Genomic DNA, 19,848 nt, shown 5'->3' on the forward strand with positions numbered 1-19,848 from the left:
GATGGATTTTATCTACCTGTGCGGACAGGTCAGGGATGAGAAAAAGCCGCTGTCGAGCCTGATGGCGAGCGGTCTGGCGATGGTGAACCAGGGCACGTCGGTTATTTTACCGGCAGTAGAAAAGGGGCTGGAAGCCCGTCATTTGACTGTGTCCTGGGTCAAGGGGGAGGGGCGGCAGCGGGTGGAACTGCGTCTTTGATTTCGGTGTTTGCTGATGGTGCAAGTACTTACGAAGAGTTGCAAAACAACCGTTTTTTACTTTCCTCTGTATTGCTTATTAAAACAACAATTGATGTCCTGGCTGTCACAAAATCAGTCGGTCTTTTGCTGGAGCTTATTGGCAAACCTCTTGCAAAAGATGGGGCTGATTTAATCGCCCGTGGTCTGGCAGTTGAATTTTTAGGCATTCGGATACTTGCAGTACTGATGACCTGGGAAGTGATGGTAGCGGTAACTTTGATACAGGTGGTTGTGACCTGGATATCGGACGATGAGCTTCAGATATGGTGTAAAAAATGCGTGTTCGGTACAGCACCTTTCAACCGCAGTCTGACAGACCAGAATAAAGCCCTGGAAGGGGCGATAAAGGATATTTCATGAATTCAGTTGAAAATCAGCAGATATGCTCCCGTTTTGTTGAGCCAGAGAAATTAGCAGACCTGCGTACAAAGCAGGAAATTGAGGTGATGAACGGCAGGCCGTGGACGCGTGAGCTTCCTCCTCCTCCGGTATTACCGCCCTATGGTCCTCTGGAGAAAATATCAGGGCAGTTGGAGTCTTTTCACTATGAGAGATTCAGAGAGTATTTTGGCCCCAAAGCCTATCGAACCAGCACTCTTCCGGAGATATCAGACGGGAAACGCGGCACAGCTGCAGCTGCAGCCATTGCTGCAGGAAGCCCTGGTGTCGGGGTGACAATTATGGCCGAGAGTGACTCGTCGAACAGTTCTGCGGAATATGTACAGGGCATCATTAACGGGAAGCCGTTTCGGGGATGGGTGGGAGTAACCCGGTGTCGGGCTGGCGATTGTGTAGATATCATTGCGGAATGGCAGCATGACCATTATGAGGTCTATGCCATAGCGCTACCGGAAGAGCGAATAGTTTCTGTATGTCCGGAATGTGATATGGGGCATATTGCGCATATGCTGTGGCGGATTAAAAATATGTTTATTCTAACAGCTATAATCATGTTTATGTTTGCATGTGTTTGCCTTGTTAAGTCTATGAATGAGGTGGGTTGGGAACAGTTGGATTTTTGGAAAGAATATTTTGTTTTTCTCATGATGATGTTAGGGTTGGCTTTTCTTTTTACTGGAGCGATTGCAATCGCAGCTTATAAAGCCTATTCCTCCACCTGTTGCAAACTGGCTGAAGAAATTTTTCATTTATTGGGAATGAAGAACGTTTCCTGTGTGAATCTAAAAAAAATCACTAAGAAAAAAGAAATGCATCAGAAAGAAAAGGGGGAATGGCATGAGCCATCAAGCCGCACTTATCGTCCACAGCCAACGCGTAAATTTGGCTACTCGTTTGAATACTGGTATTTCTATTGATTAAAAGATGGCAGTGCTTTTTATTGTCCTTATCGGTAAGACATTGATAAAGTTGTGGCCGGTAAGGTTGCCAGAGATTCAGATGTAGATTTGCAGACAGTTCACATAATTAAGGAAGATTTTATGAAGTTCGCTCTGCTACAGGTAATTGCGACCTGGATAACGGATGACTGACTTCATATATGGTGCAGGAAATGTGTGTTTGGAACAAAACCGTTCAACCGCAGTGTGGCAGACCAGAATAAAACCCTGGAAGCCGCAATAAAGGATATCTTATGAATTCAGAAGAGCAGCAGATGTGCTCCCGTTTCGTTGAACTAGACAAATTAGCAGACCTGCCTACAAAGCAGGAAATTGAGGTGATGAACGGCAGGCCGTGGACGCGTGAGCTTCCTCCTCCTCCGGTATTACCGCCCTGTAGTCTTCTGGAGAAAATATCAGGGCAGCTGGAGTCTTTTCACTATGAGAGATTCAGAGAGTATTTTGGTCCCAAAGCCTATCGAACCAGCACTCTTCCGGAGATATCAGACGGGAAACGCGGCACAGCTGCAGCTGCAGCGATGTTGCTGGGAGTCCAAGTGCAGAAAGAGTAATTATTGCCGAATCATATCATCAAATGATATGACAGAATGTATGCAGGGAAAAATTAATGGCAGACTATTTCGCGGCTGGGCCGGGGTAACCCGACTTAAGGATGGAGATTACGTAGAAGTGATAGCCAGGTAGCAGCATGACCATTATGAGGTCTATGCCATTGCGCTACCGGAAGAGCGAATGGTTTCTGTATGCCCGAATATGACATGGGGCATATTGAGCATATGCTATGACGGATTTAGTTATGTTTACTCTTACCGCAATGATAAATTTTATTGGTATATGCATGCATCGTGAATTCTCAAAAGATGGAGGGCATTCTGATTACTAGCCCTAACGCCAAAGTTCAAAGTATTTATTGCTTGCGATATTGGTAGATGTTTCTTGGTTAATTGCGCTGTGGCTTTTAAAACCTGTCCGCCAATATGCTAAAAACTGACTGGGAAGATATTTCATTTTCTGGTTATACTTATTTTACAATATTCACTTTCAATTAAATAATATTAGGCGCGAGCAAGAAGTTAAGAGAGAAGAGGAAATAGAATGATTTGGTCGATGGAAATAAAATTCCTGTTGTAGCCCGGGTTTTATTTATTTCCCGTGTGTTGGTTTTATGTTGGCATGATTTGTTTCCATAAAATGAATGGGCTAAGTCTGATGTTTTTCCTCAAGTTAATGGGTTTATCATTATTCATGGTAATAATTTTGCAGGTAGATTTTAAGGTTAAGTTATGGATAAAAAACTATTTGATGATATTAAAAGAATAATCTCTAATGCTGCTTTTGTAAAAAATGATAAGTGTTTCCTTCTGATAGATGCAAGCCTGAAACAATATCAGTCAAATAATATATTGTACGATACATTAAAAAATTTCAAATCTTATAAGGTTTATTTTAATCATCCAGAACTTAATGATGCATTACAACTTTCGCTTTTCCCTCTCAGTGTGAGTAATGTTATAGATAATGGATTATTGGATAAAAGTATTTACCATGCATTAAATGAGATAAAAACTAAGAATCTTGATTCAGGAGAGGGACGTAGCGTATGTGGTTGGATCTCGACAGAATTAACAGGAGAACACCTCGCTGAAGAGATTGCCTTATCCGCTGTGCAATCGGTTACATCAGGTGAGGAAATATTAATGCGCTATTTTGATCCCTCTGTGTTTGGCCTGTTAATGCCAGTGCTAGATAATTGGCAAAAACAACAATTATTAAGCAATATTAATACCTGGTCTTTTATTGATGGTGATGGTGTCGCCCAGATAATGAATGGTGGTGGCGAGTGTAAGAAAAAATTAAACTACTCACTTGGATTGACGGAGTTAAATAAATCCGAAATGAACTGGTTAGTAGTTATCAATAAAATCCTGCGTATTTATCGCAAAATGAATCTTTCCAATAAAATAAATGAGAGAGATGCAGTCATGCTTTTATTCCCTGCGCTAAGATATTTTTATTCTTTATTCGCTTCTTCCGAGGTAGATGTTACTGAATTTGGGCTTGATGTTATCTGCGCAAAAAGGCCTTTTTACTTGGATGAGATGTTTGAAAAATTTGTTTCAAGAAAGTGTAATCAAAAAATTATTTATTATTCTGATGTTAAATCCAAGTATTTAGCAGAAAGCAGTAGTTGACTGTTTTTAATTGAAGGGTGACGTGCTATAAACAATCATGGAGTGCTGTATGGTCTGGCCTGTAAAAATAATTCCTCCTGGTGATAAGATCCCTGAGTTAAAATGGAAAAGATGGTTTTTTCCTTTCTTGTGTTTTTTTATTATTCTAGTTATGGCTTGGATTATAATTAACATTATTGGCACTGCTGATAATAATCTCATAAATTTGTTATCTTTACTTTCCTTTTTATTTTTTTTTGCTTATATTCTGGCGCTTTCGGTTAGGGTGTATTATTATGGTGTGTGTTTGTCGGAGTTTGAATTAAGAGAAAAAAACAAAGAGATAACCAGAGGAAAATGGACTGAATGGGCCAGCGATAAGTTTAATGTTTTTGCTTATGCTTTATTTTTGCCATCTGAAATTTCATTATTGAAAATAGCTTCATCTCAACCTGTGGAAATATTAAAAGAACAAAAATTAAAGCTTTTTGGCTATAATAATGATGCTTATACAGAAGAACAACTGATTTATGAACTATTAGCGTCTGTCAGGGGGGAACTGATAAGGCTGCAGAAATTATGTGTTTTCGATATTATATTCACGTATGGTAGTAGTAGTGTTTCGTATTCGATGTTTAAAGAGTGTTGGAATGCGGTCGGTTTCTCTGATAAATATTTAAACAATTATTATTATTGGAATGATTCTTTCGAAGAAACATTTGATGCGTTATCTGGCATTGATCTTAACCGAGTGGCGGTAATCATTTCTGCAAACGTAGAGGGTATTGATGGCTACTGTCCTAACTCTACAGAATTTGCTTCAATTTTGCTGGTGACACATCAAGAACAATTACCGAAAAATAAAAACTATAGTGCGGCGCTGCGTACGTTGAAATGTGAAAAGAATTTAGCTAAGCAAGAGTTCATTCATATGGTGACCTACCAGCCGGATGTACTTAGAACGATAAAGGTACTTTTAAGCAATATGAGTGTTAACGAAGCTCTAAGTCTTTCGGAAATAATAATAGGGTCATACTTATCCAGCGATGCTGGATGGGAATATGAAACGCAACATTTAGATTTGTTCTTGGGGAAATTAGGAGATGCAAGTTTTTGGTTAGTATTTACCTTGTCTCTTTTTATATCTGAAAAAAACAATAAACCAGTTTTGATGGTCGCCAGCGTTGGCGATGATTATGTCTTTAATGTGTTCAAACAGTTTGATTGCAGGGAGCATTAAATTGGGTACCTCAACAAAGTGGAGAGTCACTGGACTTGTCTCATGTCTCATTATATTTGGCATGCTGGCTTTTATGGTATGTTACTACTATGGAGCTTTCTTAGGTTGGATTACTATTAAAGAAAAAGTGAACCTTTGGTTCTTATGCATGTTTTTATTTTCTATATTCCTGATCTTAGTAAATTTTGGTGTGTGGTTTCACAAAAGAGAGTCACTCTTTCAGAATAATAATGGCAACACGGGCGGCGCGACTAATTTTCTGAACAACCTTAAAAAATCCATTAAGAAGGAGCCTATAAGAGCTCATTTATACCGTCGCTATGGTACTTTTTGGCGAAAAAAAGTTCGTCTTTTGCTGGTTACTGGTGAAGAGGATGCTATTGAGCAACTGATTCCTGGTTTACAGCGCAGTCAGTGGTTAGAAGGCCACAGCACCGTATTGATTTACGGCGGGACCCTCTCTTCGGATTTTGAAGCTGGGAAATACTCCACATTGCGTAAATTGCGACGCAGGCGTCCGATAGATGGAATTATTCGTGTAATGAGCGCAGGTCAGTACCTGACCCCGCAAATCAGCGACAACGATCTACGCGGCCTGGAAAAAATCAGCGAGCTTCTGCGCTATTCTGCTCCGGTCTGGCTGTGGCAGCTGTGCGACAGCAGCTGGTCGCAGGTAAAACGCCCCGAGCAGGCGGTTGGAGCAAGCTTCCCAGTGCGCGCAAAAAAAGACGATATTATCAAGCAGCTTAAGCTGATGCTGCCGTCCCTGCAAACGCAGGGGATGTGCCAGATCGCTGAAAATAACAGCCACGACTTCCTGCTGCGCCTAAGTCAGCACCTTAAAGACGGGGGGATCGCCCGCTGGGCGCAGAAGCTGGTGCCCTGGCTGTACACCTCCCAGCAGCGCGTTCCGCTGCGTGGTCTGATGTTCAGCCTGCCAAAGAACGAAGCCGTTGATGCGTCAGAGGACGCAGCCAGCGCCCCTGAATTACAGCGCCATGCCCTGACTCTGCCGCAGACCTGGCAAGGAATCGTTGACGACTGTACCCGTGTCCGTGGTCGTCGCGTGGGTATGGCATGGGAACAGACCCTCGCCTGGACGCTGATGACCATTATCTGTGTCTGGGGGGCAGGGACGCTGCTGTCGTTTGCGCTTAACCGGTCGCAGATAGTCTCCGTATCTGAGCAGGCTCATGCCCTGGTGGAGCACCCTTCGGTATCGGATTACCAGCTTATGGCCCTGCATACCTTGCGTAATGACGCCGGCCGCCTGCAGCACCGTATTCAGAACGGCGCGCCCTGGTATCAACGCTTTGGCCTGGACCATAGCCAGCAGCTGCTTGAGGCGATCCTGCCATGGTACGGCGTGGCGAACAACCGCCTGATACGCGACCCGGCAAATACCGCCCTGACGCAGAAGCTCATCGCCCTGGCAAACTCAGAGCCAAATAGCGATCGGCGCGCGCAGCTGGCGAAATCGGGCTATGACCAGCTGAAAGCCTGGCTGATGATGGCCCGTCCGGATAAAGCCGACGGCGCGTTTTACGCGCAGACCATGAGAACCGTGCAGCCGACGCGAGTGGGTATCTCAGCCGGCCTGTGGCAAAGCCTGTCACCGGATTTGTGGGCTTTCTATATATCTGAACTGCCAGCGCAGCCACAGTGGAAAATCGTGCCGGATGCGCAGCTGGTCAGCCAGAGCCGTCAGGTGCTGTTGCAGCAGATAGGCCGCCGAAACGCAGAAAGCACGCTGTATGAAAACATGCTCAAATCCGTGCGCCGTAACTTTGCCGATGTGTCTCTGGAAGACATGACTAGTGGTACTGATGCCCGCCGTCTGTTCACCACAGATGAAGTGGTGCCGGGCATGTTCACCCGCCAGGCATGGGAAGGGGGCGTTCAGCAGGCCATTGATAAGGCTGCTAACTCCCGCCGGGATGAAATCGACTGGGTGCTAAGTGATTCCCATAAGGCTGTATCCGCTGACCTGGCGCCGGAAGCACTTAAAGCGCGTCTGACAGAGCGTTATTTTACCGACTTTGCCGGCAGCTGGCTGAGCTTCCTCAACAGCCTTCGGCTTAACCCAGCAAACAATATTGCGGATGTTACCGATCAGCTGACGCTGATGAGTGATATACGCCAGTCCCCATTGATTGCACTGATGAATACCATCGCCTGGCAGGGGCAGACCGGCCAGCAAAGCGAAGGTCTTTCGGATTCCATCATCAAATCGGCTAAAGACCTGGTGGGTGGAAAAGATAAGCCCGTTATTGACCAGTCTGCTTCAGGCCCGCAGGGGCCGCTGGATGATACCTTTGGCCCGTTGCTTCAGCTTCTGGGCAAAAACACAGGCAGCAACGTCATGTCGGCTGACAGCTCGCTGAGCCTGCAAACGTATCTGACCCGCATCACCCGCGTGCGTCTGCGCCTGCAGCAGGTAGCCAACGCCTCTGATCCGCAGGAAATGATGCAGACCCTGGCGCAGACCGTATTCCAGGGAAAAAGCGTGGACCTGACCGACACCCAGCAGTACGGCAGTCTGATTTCGGCAAGCCTCGGTGAAGAGTGGAGTGGCTTTGGCAGCACGATGTTTGTCCAGCCTTTGACCCAGGCCTGGGAGACCGTGCTCCAGCCTTCGGCGGCGAGCCTAAATGACAAATGGAGCCGCTCGGTGGTAGCTAACTGGCACACGGCATTTGACGGACGTTTCCCGTTTGCAGTCAGCAAAAGTGATGCTTCCTTGCCAATGCTGGCTGAGTTTGTTCGCAAGGACAGCGGGCGTATTGAGCGTTTCCTGGCGAGCGAGCTCAGCGGCGTACTGCATAAAGAGGGCAGCCAGTGGGTGCCGGATAAGGTCAACAGCCAGGGCCTGACATTTAACCCTGCCTTCCTTCGCGCCATCAATCAGCTGAGCCAGCTATCGGACATTCTATTTACCGATGGCACCCAGGGAATCAGCTTTGAACTGCAGGCGCGTCCCGTACCGCAGGTAGTGGAAACACAGCTGAAGATTGACGGGCAACAGCTGCACTACTTTAACCAGATGGCCGACTGGCAGAGCTTCCGCTGGCCCGGTGATACCTTTAAGCCGGGGACCATGCTGACCTGGACCACGGTTAATGCCGGGGCCCGCCTGTTCGGGGACTACAGCGGGACCTGGGGCTTTATCCGCTGGCTGGATCAGGGCAAGCGTCAGCAGCTTGACCGCAGCCAGTGGATGATGAACTTCACCGCGCCGGACGGGCGCACCCTGCAGTGGGTACTGCGCTCACAGCTGGGCAGCGGTCCTCTGGCGTTACTGGCACTGCGTGGCTTTACGTTGCCGGAACAGATATTCAGCGTCGACAGCGCGGCAGCGGCTCAGGCGCTGATGGCCAACACAGGAAGCAGTGATATGGACGGAATCGAGTAATGAGCACTTTGATTAATCTGGTTGCCGCCTGTCAGGCGGATGAAACTCAATTACGACAGCAGGCACAGGCCCGTATAGAAAACTGGCGGTCCTGGTTTGTCCCGATCAGCGATGCCAGCCCGACAGGTGAAGACCCTGGATATGACGATGATTTCCAGCGTATCCGGGAAGAGGTCAATAAACTTTCTGGTATTGATACCGTGCTGATTTGCACGCTTGCCGAAAAACTGCTGACCAACACTGCCAAAGATATCAGGATTGCTACCTATTACTGCTGGGCGCGCCTGCACCAGGATGGAGAAGCAGGCTTTGCTGAAGGGCTTGAACTACTGGCGGGAATGCTGCAGCGCTACGGAGCGCAACTTCATCCACAGCGTGAGCGGAGCCGTAAACCGGCGCTGGAGTGGCTTGCAGGCTCTCGTGTTCTTGACAGTCTGTCACTCTGGCCGGAAGTCGTGCGCGACGATGCACTACGCACTGCCGGTGCGCTGCTGCTGATCCTCGACAGTCTGGAGACAGAGCTGGAAGTCTCGCGGCCGGAACTGAACACCTTGTACAGTGCGCTGGAATCCCGCCTGATGAAGGCCGGTGGCGTAGATGCCGTTGTACCGCAGAACGCGGGTAATAAGCCACAGCCCCCATCGTACACGACAGAGTATGACGCACCGGCCCTGAGCCGTATTACCTCCGGCCAGGATTTGTTGTCTCAGGCGCGTATCCTCACAGGGTATCTGCGAGAGCAGCCCAATGGCTGGCTGCCCGCACATCGGCTGATGAAAAGCCTGCGCCACGACACGCTGAATGCCATTCCGGCGCCGGATGCCGAAGGAAAAACGCGCATCGAGCCCCCTCGGGGCGATCAGCGAGCGATGCTCAAACGCCTGTATCTGCAGCAGAGCTGGCTGGAGATACTGGAGCAGGCGGACAGCACCTTCTCACGGGGAGCCAACCACCTCTGGCTGGATTTACAGTGGTATATCCATCAGGCCCTGGTGAAGTCGGGGCAGGATGTGCTGGCCGATATCATCACTGCAGACCTGAAAGGGCTGCTGCGTCGCCTGACGGGGCTGGAAACCCTGGCTTTTAATGACGGTACGCCGTTTGCCGATGAGGTCACGCTAAACTGGATTAATCAAAGCGTACTGGACGACATGCCCGGCTGGCAGGATGAGCCGGTCGGCGCCGTCAGCCTGGCTGAGAACGACGTTCTCGCGCTCGAACCGGAAGCACTGGAGAGGGCAGACACCGATGGTCTGGATGCCGCGCTTCACTGGCTGCAAACTCGTCCGGGCATGGACGCCACGAAAGACAAGTGGCTGCTGCGCCTGCTGATGGCCCGCGTGGCCGAGCAAAAGGGCAAGAATGAACTGGCGCTGCATCTGTTGGGCGATCTTGATAGTGCAGCACAGTCAATCACGCTCACGCAGTGGACACCGGCACTGCTGTTTGAAGTGAAATCACGCCGCCTCAGGCTGCTGCGCATGAAGGCTGCACGTAGTGAAACCGATAAATCACGACTCCAGCCGGAGATGACCCTGCTTCTGTCCGGTCTGATTGCGCTCGACCCGGCAAGCAGCGCGGTACTGTGCGAATAATGCCCCCACCCTAAAACAACAATAATCAGGTTCTTATGGATGACTTAACCCTGCGTTATTACGACGCTGAAATGCGCTATCTGCTGGAAGCCGGTGAAGAGTTTGCCCGCGCTCACCCTGAGCAGGCGGCAATGCTCAATCTCGATAAAGCGGGGGCGCGCGACCCTTACGTGGAGCGGCTGTTCGAGGGCTTTGCCTTCCTGATGGGCCGGCTGCGTGAGAAGCTTGATGACGATCTGCCTGAACTGACCGAAGGGCTGGTCAGCCTGCTGTGGCCGCATTACCTGCGCACCATTCCGTCAATGTCTGTGGTGGAGTTCACCCCTGACTGGCGTGAGATGAAAGAACAGATGCGCATCGTCAAAGGCTTTGAGGTGAACTCGCGGCCGATCGGTGAGAAAGGCACGCGTTGCCGGTACACCACCACTCAAGAGATTGCCCTTCAGCCGTTGTCGCTGGAGCACGCCCGCCTGTCGACTGACCCTGAAGGGCGTTCGGTCATCAGTCTGCGCTTTAACTGCAGCCATCTCGCCGACTGGAGCCGTATCGATCTCAGCCAGCTCCCGTTCTACTTCAACGCAGACGCACCGCTAGCCTGCGCCATGCATGAAGCCTTTACCATGAACACGGCGCGCCTCTGGTTGCGGATGCCGGGTGACATTGACAGAAGACCACTCGACGGGTATTTCACCGCGCTGGGTTTTGGCGACGACGACGACCTGTGGCCGAAGGGAAGCAGCAGCTTTAGCGGCTATCAGCTGCTGCTGGAGTATTTCACCTTCCGCGAGAAGTTCATGTTCACGGGCCTGCGTGGCCTGGAAACGGTGGTCTTTCCGGCTGAGCTACCCTGGTTTGAAATAGACGTTGTGCTGGCGGAGCGCTGGGAGCATGACTTCAGCTTTACTGAAAAGCATCTGCGCCTGAACTGTGTGCCGGTGATTAACCTGTTCCCGCTGGAATCCGACCCGCTGACGCTCAATTCCCTGCAGACTGAATACATGCTGCGCCCGATGCGCGTGCAGGATGGTCATACCGAGATCTACACGGTGGATTCGGTGGTGTCATCGAGCCAGCATACCTACGTTCCGTTTTCGAGCTTCCGCCACAAAGGCGGAATGATGCGTCATGAAGCTCCGGAATATTACTACCACACCCGCGTGCGCCGCGGCCCGTCGGGCCTGCATAACACATGGCTTATCCTTGGCGGCGAAGCCTTTGATAATCATACCGTTCCGGAAGACGAAAGCCTGTCTCTGACGCTCACCGGTACCAACGGCCAGCTGCCGCGCCGCGCGCTGCAGAGCACTGTGCTCGATACGGTGATGAAAACCACCTCGGCCAGCATCGCCGTGCGTAACCTGTGTGCGCCGACGCTTCCCTGTTATCCACCGGCGCAGGATCGTTTCCACTGGCGTGTTCTGAGCCACCTCGGTAGCGGTTTCCTGTCAATGATGGATAACGCCGACGTGCTGCGTGGCACCCTGGCGCTGTACGAATGGACCGACAGCGAGATGAACCGCCGCCGACTGGAAGCGATTATTGACGTGAAGCACAGTGAAACCGAGCGTTTCGAGCAGGGCTACCTGGTGCGCGGCGTGCAGATTGAAGTGACGCTGGACAGCCACGGCTTTGCCGGACGCGGTGACATCTGTCTGTTTGGTGAGATGCTTAGCCGCTTCTTCGCGCTGTATACCGATATCTATCTGTTTAACCGCCTGATTATCATCCTGCAACCGACCGGAGAGCGCCTGGAATGGGAAGAGAAGCACAACCGCCGCATTCCCGGCTGACCCCACGGCTGGAGGCCGATCTTAACCGGATTAATTTTTACCGTTTCTGCCAGCTGCTGGAGAAACAGAACCCGGGCAAGCCGCTGATGGGCTCAACTAACCATCCTTCTGACGACCCGGTGCGCTTTGCGCCGCACCCCGGAATGGGTTTCCCGGCGAGCGAGCTGAAAGCGGTGGAGTATGACGAAGAGGATGACGGCAAGCCACCGGTGGTACGCACCACCTTTATGGGGATGTATGGCGTGGATTCGCCGCTGCCGACCGCCTATCTCGACGACATCACCCAGCGCCGGGAAGGTCATGAAGCGATGCAGGGTTTCCTCGATATCTTCAGCCACCGCATCCTGACGCAGTTTTACCGCATCTGGCGAAAATACTCTTATCCGGCCACATTCGAGCCCGGCGGCACCGATAGCATTTCGCAGTCGCTGCTTGGCCTGGTAGGGCTAGGTATTCCCGGCACGGCAAACCATATTGCTACGCCGGTGTCGCGCTTTCTGGCGCTGCTTGGCGTACTTCGCCAGCCGGGAAAAACCCAGGAGGGGATGCAGGCGCTGTTGAGCCTGCTGGCACCGGATACCACCGTACAGGTGAGTCCGTATTGCCTGCGGTCGGTGGAAATCAGTCAGCCACTAGGTTTTTACGCCAATGAGGATTTTCTGCTGGACGGCAACACGCCGCTGGGTGACGAGGCGATGGATGCCAGCAGCCAGCTGCTGATTGCGCTTACCACCGATAACGAGCAGGAGTCACAGGGCTGGAAGCCGGATGGTCTGCTGTACCAGGACTTCCTGGTGATGCTGCGGGTGTACCTCGGCTGGCGATTCAAGGCCAAAATTACCCTGACCACCCGCACCCGGCTGCTGGTCGCTCCACCGCTCGGTGAAGGTCCCTTCTGGCTCGGCATGAACGGCGTGCTGGGCGCAGAAGACGAAGAGCTCCCGGAGGATATTCCACACACTTTTACGACCGAATTGGGTTACTACACCGGGCTGGAGCCCGCGACACCACAACAAGGAAACCGACGTGTTAAGTACAAATTTAACTAAAACAACGCGCTGGCTGTTACCCCTGCTGGCGTTCAGCCTGGCAGGCTGCGGAGTGACGCAGAGCATCACCGATGGCAGCAAATCAGCATTTAACGCCGTGTTCTACAAAAAAATTAAGGTGCTGCACCTGGATTTCACCGCCCGTGAAGCGCTTAACACCGATTCTCGCGAGAGTAATTCGCTGTCTGAGCCGGTGATTATCCGTGTCTACCAGCTGAAAGACCGCAAAATCTTCGACAAAACGGTCTACCAGCAGTTGCTGAAAGATGGGGAGACCATTTTGAAAGCTGACATGCTGGCAAGCCGTGATGTGGTGGTTAAGCCGGGCGGTGATGCGAGCCTGAATATGCCGATGGAAGCTGATGCACAGTTTGTGGCGGTGGTGGGTCTGTTCCGTCACCCGGATATGGTTAACAACACCTGGAAGCTGGTGATAGGGCGCGAAGAGCTTGATCCGGATAAGCCGCGCATTCTGGAGGCCGGTAACAACCATCTGACGTTACAGCCACTGAAGGATGACTGATGCCACAGGGACACAATACGCCATCGCTTTATGAAATGCTGAGCGGCAATTTCACCGGCGGGCTGAGCCTTAGCCAGGTCAGCGAGAAGAATCAGGTGATTTTATCAGTACTCGATAACATGCAGCGCATCCTCAACTGCCGCGCCGGCACGCTGGCACACCTGCCGGATTTTGGGCTACCAGATATGACAAAAATCCTGCAGGGCATGCCGGGTACCGCCCATGAGCTGATGGGCACCCTTTCGGCTGTTCTGCTCAAATATGAGCCACGTCTGAAAAAAATAACCGTTGTCCTGCTGGAGCAGAACGTTCCCGGTGAACTGCGTTACGCCATTGATGCCGAGCTTAAGGGCATTGGCCTCGTGCGTTACGGAACAGAGTTTATGCCCGAGGGACGTGTTCTCCTGCGGCATTTTAAACAACAGCACTATCTTGACACCACAACCCGTCTGTAAGGCCAGTTAACACCATGTCAGTAAAATCACAGTTTCTCGAAAAATTGCAGACCAGACAGTCTGCTCCGGTTTCATCTGTCAGTAAGAGTCAGGCCGATATTGCAGAGTTTCGCCTGCGAATGGCACAGCTTCAGGAGCAGATGGACGCGTGGCTGGTGAGTACCGGACTGAATGTCGAGACGCTCAATACACCCGTTACGGACCTGCTGGTTGAGGGGGGGAAATTTGATATTGTCTCCCTCGTTCTGCGTATCGACGACCGATCTGTAAAATTTGTGCCGGCATTCCTTTATGGTCAGGGTGTAACCGGGTGCGTGGAGGCGACCTTCCATAATGGAGGGCTCGTGACGCCACTGGGGCGATTATTTATGCGGTCAGGCACGGTGAACAACTGGACCTTTGTTCCGCCTGGTGCTTTATCCCCCTCCGGGCAGGGTTTTGATGAGAGCACATTTTTTGGTTTGATTCTGGCGCTGCTTCCATAGCAGAGCCGGAATGAGTAATAGTTTGTTTGCCTGTCTGTCATTGCATAATTACCTGGCGAAACAGTTAATGGCTGACGGAGAACAGATTCACAAAATAACGAAATAAATCAAGGATATGGAAATGAGAAAGTTAATCTTTTTTCTGGTCTCAGGGATACTGTTTACGGCACAAGCCGATGCTGCGCGTGGAAGGCAGCCCTGCTCAGGTTCAAAAGGCGGTATAGCGCACTGCACATCGGATGGCCGCTTTGTCTGTAATGACGGGAGTCTGAGTCAGTCGAAACGATTCTGTTCCGGGTATGGTTCCTCAGCAGCCAGCAATCCGGTAAAACAGTCCACTTCCACTCGCAAAGCTAAGCCGGAAAAAGTGACAACTGCAAAAAAACAGGAGCCGCAAAGTGTTGCACAAAACGACGAACCGGTCAGTACCCAACCCCGACAGCCCACATGCGCTCCTCTCTATATGGCCAACAAGCCCGGATACACTCATTTACCAATTTGCTCAGGGAATCAGTATTGATTTGCTATGGAAAAGATTCTATTCCCATTATTCAGATTAAATTGTCTGGATAAACATAAGAAAGGAAAGAAGTAAAACATGGCACGAAGAAAAAAAGATGACAATGCTACGGGTATTATTCTGATTATTATTGGTGTCATTGCCTGGGGTATTTATGTCGCGGTAAGAGCATTAATTAATCTTAATGAGCGATTTATTGAAACGGTGTCGAATCCGGCAGGTGTCATCGGTTTGTTCTTTGGCTTACTGATAGCCGTTGCGTTAATAATCCGGTTTTTCATTTACCGGGGCTTCCGGAAGAAAGCTGCGGAGCTTGAACAAGCCATGTCGGACCAGGCACAGAAAGAGAAAGCCTTTGAAGAAACTGTAAGTACTGAAGTGGCTCGTGGCCTGTATCAGGAAAAGAAACAGCTTTCCGGCCAGTGGGATAACTTTCACAATGCCAGAAATAAAGCCTCCCGGGCAATGCAGCGTATTGTGGACTCTGCGTATAAATTCAAAGTCAAAACCCTGCTTTCTGGCACCACGGTGAATAACTGGCAAAGTAAGTACGACCAGCTCAGAAAAGAGAGAGACGCTTATGCTGCTATAAGCGAGAGAATCACCTTTCTGGAACTTGAAGATAATGCCGACTGGGAAGGCGTAAAGCAGCAGTTTCTGGATAAGGTCGCCATGCTGGAAAAAGCGCAGGAAGAAAAAGAATATCAGGCTGAGCTCAAGCGTCAGATGCGGGAAGAAAAACAGCGACAGGACGAACTGGAGCAGCAGCAGCGCGAAGCGGAAGAAGAGGAACAACGCCTTGCTGAGCAGCAGCGTTTACTGGAAGAAGCCCTGTTCGCCGCTGAGGGGGCTCACAGGGAAGAGCTGGAACGACAGCGCCTGGAGCTGGAGCACAAAATCCAGGATGTGCATCAACAGTATGAGCGCGCCAAATCTATGGCCCAGCTCACGAAACAGGGACACGTGTATGTGATTTCGAATATCGGTTCCTTCGGTGAAAACGTCTTCAAAATCGGTATGACCCGACGGCTGGAGCCTATGGAGCGTGTAAAAGAACTGAGCGGGGCAGCCGTGCCGTTTGATTTTGACGTCCACGCCATGATTTCCTGCGATGATGCTCCTGCGCTTGAAAAGACACTGCATGACCATCTGGAAAGCTACCGGATTAACCGGGTTAATCTGCGTAAGGAGTTTTTCCGGGTTGAACTCAGTAAAATTATCGATGAGGTTGAGCGTCATCATGGGCAGGTTGAATATATCGCTGACCCGGTGGCGCTACAGTATCTGCAGAATCTCGAATATGCAGAAAGCGAAGCCGCATAAGCAATGACTTTCAATAGCTCCTTATACGTCAAATGGACAACTGGTCATGAATGACATTACCCCATGTAAAATTAAAACAGGCGGTGACCCAAGGGCGTTACCGGATTATGCCTCCCTGCGCGATGAGCTAAGTAAGCTGAAACATCCGGCGCGTCCGGACGTAAACTGGCGGTATGTCGAGAAGCTTTGCCTCTCACTGTTTGAGCAGAACGGAGTGGAGCTGCAGACGGCAGCCTGGTACACGCTTGCGCGTACGCAACTGGCCGGCTTATTCGGGCTCAATGAAGGGCTGGCGATACTCGAGGCGCTGATAAGCCATCAGTGGGGGGCGCTGTGGCCGCAGCCTGTCCATGCCCGAATGGAAATCCTCAGCAGCCTGAGCCAACGTTTGCAACAGCGGATGCGCTCGCTCCCTCTGAATTACAGCGACCTCAGCCAGTTATACCGGGCGGAGAAGCTGCTTACCGGTCTGGGGGAAGTTTTGCAGCGTCTGGAGCTTAAGCATCTGAGCCAGCTTGATACGTTGCGAACCCTGATGCATAACAGTGCTGTCCGGCTGGAAAACAGTGATGGCGTAACCAGCTCGGGGCCAAACAGTCAGCCTGGTATAGTGTTGCCTTCTTCCGTGATGAATGATGCGGCAGCAGTCAAGGCGGACCTTGCTGATAGTCCGCCTGAAGGTAAGCCTGACGGTGCCGCGAAGTGGGTGTATGTTGCGCAGCCCGAACACAATTTGAATGTGGAAGTACTGGCGGCAATGCCCACTCCGGTCAAAAAGTGGAAATCTTTCAGCGCCGGGATGTGTACCATGCTGATAATAAGCGCTGCTGCAGCGTGGAGCTGGCATTATCTTCACCGACCCGACCCGCTACAGTCTCAGCTTGCAGCCTCACTGGCTCCTTTACCTGCACCTCTCGTCCCTGAACAGCTGGATATGCTACGTCAGCAAGCTCCGTTGCCGAACGATCTTATTGGTCAAACACAACAGCAGCTTGCCCGACTGGATAAATACCCTCCTGACTGGAACATCACTTACGCCAGAAAACTTACAGAACAGGCTCAGGCGCTGTGGCCGGAACAGGCTAAGCCTCTAATACAACAGTGGCAGCGACAGATAAGTGCCTCAGCGCTACCTGCTGATGCAATGAATGGCTGGCATGAGGGAATGCTGAAACTGCAGGAGCTGACGACACAGCTCAATACCCTGGATGGGCAGAAAGGTAAGTATATTACCGTCAGCGAACTGAAATCACAGGTCTTTGCTGCTATCCAGGCATTCAATAAAACCGTGCCAGTTGAAGAACAGCTGCGGCAGATGAGCATTAGGGAAAACTCAGGAGTGGTCCCGTCAGCGCAAAAAATCCAGACAGAGCAGCATCTGAAGCAGCTTATCACGAGCTACTCAACGGTGACTGCGGGCCAATAGGCTTCACTGCGTGCTGGCTGAATTGCAGCAGAGACGTCGCATAGCCAGAATAAAGGGTTAATTGCTGATTGTCAGGGGGAGTAGTGAGTTCGGTAGACGTGAGGAGAGGTGAAATGGTGTCCCCTGCAGGAATCGAACCTGCAACTAGCCCTTAGGAGGGGCTCGTTATATCCATTTAACTAAGGGGACGAAGCGGCACGAGTATAGCGTTATTTACACTTTGCGTTAAGCTCATCGCCGCCTGACTGCTCAAAGAGTCACCATTCAGGCTGATTTTTTTACCGCTTTAGCATTATCGTCCTGCGCCTTTAGCTCTGCTTTACGCTTGTTAGACATGTCGTTACGGATTTGCGCATGGCTTAACAGGGAAAAAATAAAGGTTCCGCCGCAGATGTTGCCTGCCAGCGTTGGCAGTGCGAACGGCCAGATAAAATCGCTCCAGTGCAGCGTGCCGTTGAAAACCAGATACAGTATTTCAACGCTCCCGACCACAATGTGGGTGGTATCAGCAAGCGCGATGAGCCAGGTCATCAGGATAATCACCACAATTTTTGCGCTGCCTGCGGAAGGGAACATCCAGACCATAGTGGCGATGATCCACCCGGAAATGATTGCATTTGAGAACATTTCTAACGGCGTGTTTTTCATTACGTCCATACCGATTTTGACGAAGGCATCCCGCGTGGGTTCGTCAAAAATTGGCATATACTCGAAAGCCCACGCCGCGACGCCGGTTCCGACGATATTCCCCAGCAGCACCACGCTCCAGAGCCGCATCAGTAAACCGAAGTTACCGAGGGTAGGGTTTTGCATTACGGGCAGCACGGCGGTAACGGTGTTTTCAGTAAACAGCTGCTGGCGCGCCATGATGACGATAATGAAGCCAAAGGTGTAGCCGAGATTCTCCAGCAAAAAGCCCCCCGGTATGCCCTCAAGCTGGACATGAAATATCCCTTTGGCCAGCAGCGATGCGCCCATTGACAGCCCGGCCGCGATGGCCGACCAGAATAACGCCATGGCGTCGCGTTCCATCTCTTTTTCGCCATCCTGACGGATGTGCTCGTGAATCGCCATTGCCCGCGAGGGGAGGCGATCCTCATCAACCTCTATCTCCTCCCCACGGTCTTTTTCCTCACTTTCAATCTCTCTTTCTTCACCAATTTTTTCTTCATTAATTTCCTTCATAACATCTCCAGAGTGAGGGGCCCGCATTTAAGCGTAGCGGCTTTTACTGGAATCCCCGTGGGGATGCTCTTAAATTGAAAGTAATGGCAACAAAGGTGATACATCTCATTCAAAGACATTATAAAATTGCCGGCGAAACGAATTCCAAAAGCCAGGCTATGCTGAGATCAGAGTGACGGTGGTTACCGCCCGTAATTGTGCTCATAGACATCGGGAAACGTGCTGTTACAATCACTTGCACGTTTTCAGACGGAGCGCCAGACGCTTCGTTACGGATGGCAATCAACGATAGCCATACTGAACAGGGAGATAATGATGAAACTTCGGCTGTCGGCGCTTGCGCTGGGCACAACGATGCTTGTGGGGTGCGCCAGCTCTGGGGAGCAAACGGGACGCTCCGATCCTCTCGAAGGATTTAACCGCTCAATGTATAGCTTTAACTACAACGTGCTCGATCCCTACCTGGTTCGCCCGGTAGCCGTGGCATGGCGCGACTATGTTCCACAACCTGCGCGTAATGGGCTAAGCAACTTCACCAGTAACCTGGAAGAGCCTGCGGTGATGGTGAACTTCTTCCTGCAAGGTGACCCGTATCAGGGGATGGTGCACTTTACCCGCTTCTTCCTGAATACCATTTTGGGTATGGGTGGTTTCATAGATGTGGCCGGTATGGCTAACCAGAAGCTGCAGCGTGAACAGCCGCACCGTTTCGGCAGCACGCTGGGGCATTATGGCGTGGGCTATGGTCCGTATGTGCACCTGCCGTTCTACGGCAGTTTCACCGTACGTGATGATGGCGGCGACATGGCGGATACGCTGTATCCGGTGCTCTCCTGGCTGACCTGGCCGTTGTCGATTGGTAAATGGACGGTGGAAGGCATAGAAACCCGCGCGCAGCTGCTCGATTCCGACGGCCTGCTGCGTCAGTCTTCCGATCCGTACATCATGGTGCGTGAAGCTTACTTCCAGAACCATGACTTCATCGCCAACGGCGGCAAGCTGAAGCCGGAAGATAATCCGAACGCGAAAGCCATCGAAAACGAATTGCAGGATATCGATTCGGAATAAATAAAAAA

The 19,848-nt window shown here is 50.8% G+C and carries 18 protein-coding genes and 1 tRNA gene; 17 read left to right on the forward strand and 2 right to left on the reverse strand.

Annotated elements, in window-relative coordinates; translation table 11 throughout:
* Window position 1: 1 nt before the first annotated feature.
* The 16 genes from D5067_RS06855 (at window position 2) to D5067_RS06925 (ending at window position 17,587) form a co-directional block, all read left to right on the forward strand.
* A complete protein-coding gene (locus D5067_RS06855; protein ID WP_119938564.1) occupies window positions 2–199 on the forward strand; it encodes a hypothetical protein in 198 nt (65 codons plus the stop codon).
* Entirely contained in the window at window positions 196–600 is a 405-nt protein-coding gene (locus D5067_RS06860) for a hypothetical protein (protein WP_119938565.1), read from the forward strand. The genes D5067_RS06855 and D5067_RS06860 overlap by 4 nt, the downstream gene beginning before the upstream one ends.
* A complete protein-coding gene (locus tag D5067_RS06865; protein ID WP_243544822.1) occupies window positions 597–1,556 on the forward strand; it encodes a putative type VI secretion system effector in 960 nt (319 codons plus the stop codon). Before D5067_RS06860 ends, D5067_RS06865 begins: the two co-directional genes overlap by 4 nt.
* Before the next feature lie 275 nt (window positions 1,557–1,831).
* On the forward strand, window positions 1,832–2,149 hold the full coding sequence (locus D5067_RS06870) for a hypothetical protein (RefSeq protein WP_119937152.1): 318 nt from the start codon (window positions 1,832–1,834) through the stop codon (window positions 2,147–2,149).
* A 732-nt stretch (window positions 2,150–2,881) separates the two neighbouring features.
* Window positions 2,882–3,790: a DUF4123 domain-containing protein gene (locus D5067_RS06875; RefSeq protein WP_119937151.1), complete on the forward strand. Its 909-nt coding sequence runs from the start codon at window positions 2,882–2,884 to the stop codon at window positions 3,788–3,790.
* Between the two features lie 49 nt (window positions 3,791–3,839).
* Window positions 3,840–5,009, forward strand: coding sequence for a KPHS_23130 family T6SS system protein (locus D5067_RS06880; protein ID WP_119937150.1), 1,170 nt, complete (start codon window positions 3,840–3,842; stop codon window positions 5,007–5,009).
* Between the two features lie 73 nt (window positions 5,010–5,082).
* The gene (locus D5067_RS06885) at window positions 5,083–8,421 is read left to right on the forward strand and encodes an ImcF-related family protein (RefSeq protein ID WP_374208589.1); all 3,339 of its coding nucleotides are present in this window, start codon (window positions 5,083–5,085) and stop codon (window positions 8,419–8,421) included.
* Entirely contained in the window at window positions 8,421–10,016 is a 1,596-nt protein-coding gene (tssA, locus tag D5067_RS06890) for a type VI secretion system protein TssA (protein WP_119937148.1), read from the forward strand. Before D5067_RS06885 ends, tssA begins: the two co-directional genes overlap by 1 nt.
* Before the next feature lie 35 nt (window positions 10,017–10,051).
* A complete protein-coding gene (gene tssF, locus D5067_RS06895) occupies window positions 10,052–11,806 on the forward strand; it encodes a type VI secretion system baseplate subunit TssF (protein WP_119937147.1) in 1,755 nt (584 codons plus the stop codon).
* A complete protein-coding gene (tssG, locus tag D5067_RS06900; RefSeq protein WP_119937146.1) occupies window positions 11,770–12,855 on the forward strand; it encodes a type VI secretion system baseplate subunit TssG in 1,086 nt (361 codons plus the stop codon). Before tssF ends, tssG begins: the two co-directional genes overlap by 37 nt.
* Entirely contained in the window at window positions 12,833–13,378 is a 546-nt protein-coding gene (gene tssJ, locus D5067_RS06905; protein ID WP_119937145.1) for a type VI secretion system lipoprotein TssJ, read from the forward strand. Before tssG ends, tssJ begins: the two co-directional genes overlap by 23 nt.
* Window positions 13,378–13,833, forward strand: coding sequence for a type VI secretion system baseplate subunit TssE (gene tssE, locus D5067_RS06910; RefSeq protein WP_119937144.1), 456 nt, complete (start codon window positions 13,378–13,380; stop codon window positions 13,831–13,833). Before tssJ ends, tssE begins: the two co-directional genes overlap by 1 nt.
* 14 nt (window positions 13,834–13,847) lie before the next feature.
* On the forward strand, window positions 13,848–14,318 hold the full coding sequence (locus tag D5067_RS06915; protein WP_119937143.1) for a hypothetical protein: 471 nt from the start codon (window positions 13,848–13,850) through the stop codon (window positions 14,316–14,318).
* Window positions 14,319–14,439: 121 nt separating this feature from the next.
* The gene (locus D5067_RS24125; protein WP_119937142.1) at window positions 14,440–14,838 is read left to right on the forward strand and encodes a YdcA family protein; all 399 of its coding nucleotides are present in this window, start codon (window positions 14,440–14,442) and stop codon (window positions 14,836–14,838) included.
* A gap of 78 nt (window positions 14,839–14,916) precedes the next feature.
* The gene (locus D5067_RS06920; protein ID WP_119937141.1) at window positions 14,917–16,161 is read left to right on the forward strand and encodes a GIY-YIG nuclease family protein; all 1,245 of its coding nucleotides are present in this window, start codon (window positions 14,917–14,919) and stop codon (window positions 16,159–16,161) included.
* A 46-nt stretch (window positions 16,162–16,207) separates the two neighbouring features.
* On the forward strand, window positions 16,208–17,587 hold the full coding sequence (locus tag D5067_RS06925) for a VasL domain-containing protein (protein ID WP_119937140.1): 1,380 nt from the start codon (window positions 16,208–16,210) through the stop codon (window positions 17,585–17,587).
* Between the two features lie 114 nt (window positions 17,588–17,701).
* Here the strand turns inward: D5067_RS06925 and D5067_RS06930 are convergent.
* A tRNA-Arg gene (locus tag D5067_RS06930) sits at window positions 17,702–17,776 on the reverse strand.
* Window positions 17,777–17,851: 75 nt separating this feature from the next.
* The gene (locus D5067_RS06935) at window positions 17,852–18,772 is read right to left on the reverse strand and encodes a formate/nitrite transporter family protein (RefSeq protein WP_119937139.1); all 921 of its coding nucleotides are present in this window, start codon (window positions 18,770–18,772) and stop codon (window positions 17,852–17,854) included.
* Window positions 18,773–19,087: 315 nt separating this feature from the next.
* Here D5067_RS06935 and mlaA point away from each other — a divergent pair, with 315 nt between their 5' ends.
* Window positions 19,088–19,840: a phospholipid-binding lipoprotein MlaA gene (gene mlaA / locus D5067_RS06940; RefSeq protein ID WP_119937138.1), complete on the forward strand. Its 753-nt coding sequence runs from the start codon at window positions 19,088–19,090 to the stop codon at window positions 19,838–19,840.
* Window positions 19,841–19,848 lie beyond the last annotated feature (8 nt).

This window comes from Enterobacter huaxiensis, from assembly GCF_003594935.2.
GTDB classification, from domain to species: domain Bacteria; phylum Pseudomonadota; class Gammaproteobacteria; order Enterobacterales; family Enterobacteriaceae; genus Enterobacter; species Enterobacter huaxiensis.